We start from the raw sequence: 2,357 nt of genomic DNA on the forward strand, positions 1-2,357 counted from the left end.
GTGCCCTCGACACCGTTCGTCGCCTCGCCCGCCGCCGCGGCGGGGCCGGAGCCGGCCTCCTCGCCCGGGAAGGTCTCCTCGTCGAGCTCGCGCAGGCGATCCTCGAGTTCGCGCATGTGCGCATCGAGCTCGTCGTCGGACATCCGCCCGCCGCTGAAGCGCGGGTCGTCGTCGGGTGCGCGGACCGGAGGCGGCGCGATCGGGCCCCGATCCTTGCCGATCGTGAACCACAGCGAGGCGCCGATGACCGGCAGCAGCACGATCAGGACGACCCAGACCGGCTTCGAGAGTCCCCGAGCCCGCCGGGCATCGGACATGGCCGCGTCCACCAGGGCGTAGAGGGTGAACGCCACCCCGATGACGACCGCGATGATCACGAACCGAACCATGCCTCCATGGTACCTGCGGGACCTGAGCCCCGCCTGCTCGCCCCGAGCACCCCGGTGGCCCGGGACCGGACCGGGCGCACCGGCGGAGGAACCGCGGGTGTCCCGCCGGAAGCACCGCCGGGATCGTCTCCGGTCGCTACTCCTCGTCGAAGCGCAGCAGCACCTTGCCGAACTGGTCGCCGGAGGCGAGGTAGTCGAGCGCCTCGGGCAGTTCGCCGAAGGCGAAGCTGCGATCGATCACGGCGCGGATGCCGCCGGAGCCCATCGCATCGATCAGCTCCTCGGTCATCCGGCGCGATCCGACGACGACCGGGCGGGCGGTGATCCCGCGCTCGAGCAGGGTGCCGCTGATGAACGACCCGGAAAGGTTCCCCACCGCAGAGATGCGGCCTCCGTCCCTCGTCGCGGCCAGGGTCTGCTCCACCGTCGCGTCGCCGATCACGTCGACCGCGAGGTCGACTCCGTCTCCGGTGAGCTCTCGCACCCTCCGGCCCCATTCCGGCTCGGCGCTGGTGTTGACGGTCTCGGATGCGCCGAGCTCCTGGAGCCGGAGCCGCTTCCCCTCGTCGCGGGAGGTCGCGATGACCCGCGCGCCGCGGGCGCGGGCGATCTGCAGGGCGAAGAGCGAGACGCCACCGCTGCCCATCACGAGCACGGTGTCGCCGCTCGTCACCCCGATCAGCGCATTCCAGGCCGTGACTCCGGCGCAGGGCAGGCAGGCCGCCGCCTCGTAGGACATCTCATCCGGGATCGGGAGCACGTCGCATGCGTCGTAGACGGCGCGCTCGAGGGCGACGCCATCGACTTCTGCGCTCTTCGTCCGGCCGCGGGCGGGGCGATCGGAGATACCGTCGCCGTCTTCGAGCTGCGCACCGCTGCGCCACCCCTCCCAGTACAGGCAGACCACACGGTCGCCCACCCGGAGCCCCTCGACGCCGTCGCCGACCGCCACGATCTCCCCGGCGCCGTCGGAGAGCGGGACGAGGGGCAGGTGGACGGGCAGCTGATAGCTGCCGCGGAAGATCTTCACGTCGCGGAAGTTGAGGGAGGCCGCGCGCATGCGCACCATGACCTGTCCGGCGGCCGGGGCGGGGAGGCGCCGTTCGACGAGGGAGAGGCCCGCCGGGCCGGGCCGCTCGAGCACGTATGCGCGTATCGTAGCGGGTGCGATGCCGGGGTCGGTTGCCATGACTGCTCCTCGACTCTGGGTGGTACGGGCGGAGGGCACGGGTGGACCCGCTCGGAATCCGGCGGGTTCACCCGTGAAGGATCACGCCGCGGGGACCGCTGCGGTGATCTCGATCTCGACGAGGAGATTGTCGCCCATATCGCCCACCGTGATGGTGGCGCGCGCCGGCTTCTGCTCCTGGGTCAGCCATTCGTTCCAAGCGCGATTCATCTCGCCCTTGAGGGAGTGGTCCGAGATGTAGATCGTGGCGCGCAGCAGGTGATCCTTGCTCGTGCCGGCGCCCGCGAGGAACTCGTCGATGCGGGTGCAGATCTGCTGGGTCTGCCCGTACATGTCGGTGTCGTTCGGACGGTCGAGGGCTCCGAGCCCGCCGAGGTAGAGGATGCCGTTGTGGACGACGACCCGGTTCGAGGTGGAGGTGGGAACGCTGCGTGCGATCATGTGTCTTCCTTTCGATGGTGCTGAATGCGGCCGCCGGCCGAGACCGTGCGGATGCGGGGGTGGCGTGCGGTGCCGGCGGGGCCGCGCGCAGGTCAGCGGAGGGGCGAGATGGATCGGGCGATCACGTCTCCGACCTCGACTCGTCCCTTCCTGCGGAGCTCGAGGATCCGGCCCGCCGGAAGGTGGAACTCCTCGACCTGGTCCGGCTCGAACGCCCACGTGGCCGCGATCGCCACGTCCGGATCGATCGGGGCGTCCAACTGCGCCCTGAGGTGGAGGAAGCCGGCCTCGCTGGCGCGGACGGCGTCGATCCGCCCGAGCGCGCCGGGGGACGGCGC

General features: G+C 71.2%; 4 protein-coding genes. All 4 read right to left on the bottom strand.

Annotation, left to right across the window (positions count from 1 at the left end; genetic code table 11):
- The coding region (locus ACFPZL_RS12370) for a PLD nuclease N-terminal domain-containing protein (protein WP_382335652.1) at positions 1–389 on the bottom strand (389 nt) is incomplete at its 3' end.
- Positions 390–525: 136 nt separating this feature from the next.
- Positions 526–1,578 carry a zinc-dependent alcohol dehydrogenase family protein gene (locus tag ACFPZL_RS12375; RefSeq protein WP_218115792.1) on the bottom strand — a complete coding sequence of 351 codons (1,053 nt, stop codon included), beginning with the start codon at positions 1,576–1,578 and terminating at the stop codon, positions 526–528.
- Positions 1,579–1,659: 81 nt separating this feature from the next.
- On the bottom strand, positions 1,660–2,019 hold the full coding sequence (locus ACFPZL_RS12380) for a RidA family protein (RefSeq protein WP_218115794.1): 360 nt from the start codon (positions 2,017–2,019) through the stop codon (positions 1,660–1,662).
- A 92-nt stretch (positions 2,020–2,111) separates the two neighbouring features.
- Positions 2,112–2,357 (bottom strand): hypothetical protein (locus tag ACFPZL_RS12385; RefSeq protein ID WP_382335654.1); only part of this gene is annotated, 246 nt, incomplete at its 5' end.

This window comes from Leucobacter soli, assembly GCF_042659205.1.
Lineage (GTDB): Bacteria > Actinomycetota > Actinomycetes > Actinomycetales > Microbacteriaceae > Leucobacter > Leucobacter soli.

Coding starts and splice junctions, on each gene's coding strand:
- ACFPZL_RS12380 (WP_218115794.1), bottom strand. CDS start 2,019: ATGATCGCACGCAGCGTTCCCACCTCCACCTCGAACCGGGTCGTCGTC.
- ACFPZL_RS12375 (WP_218115792.1), bottom strand. CDS start 1,578: ATGGCAACCGACCCCGGCATCGCACCCGCTACGATACGCGCATACGTG.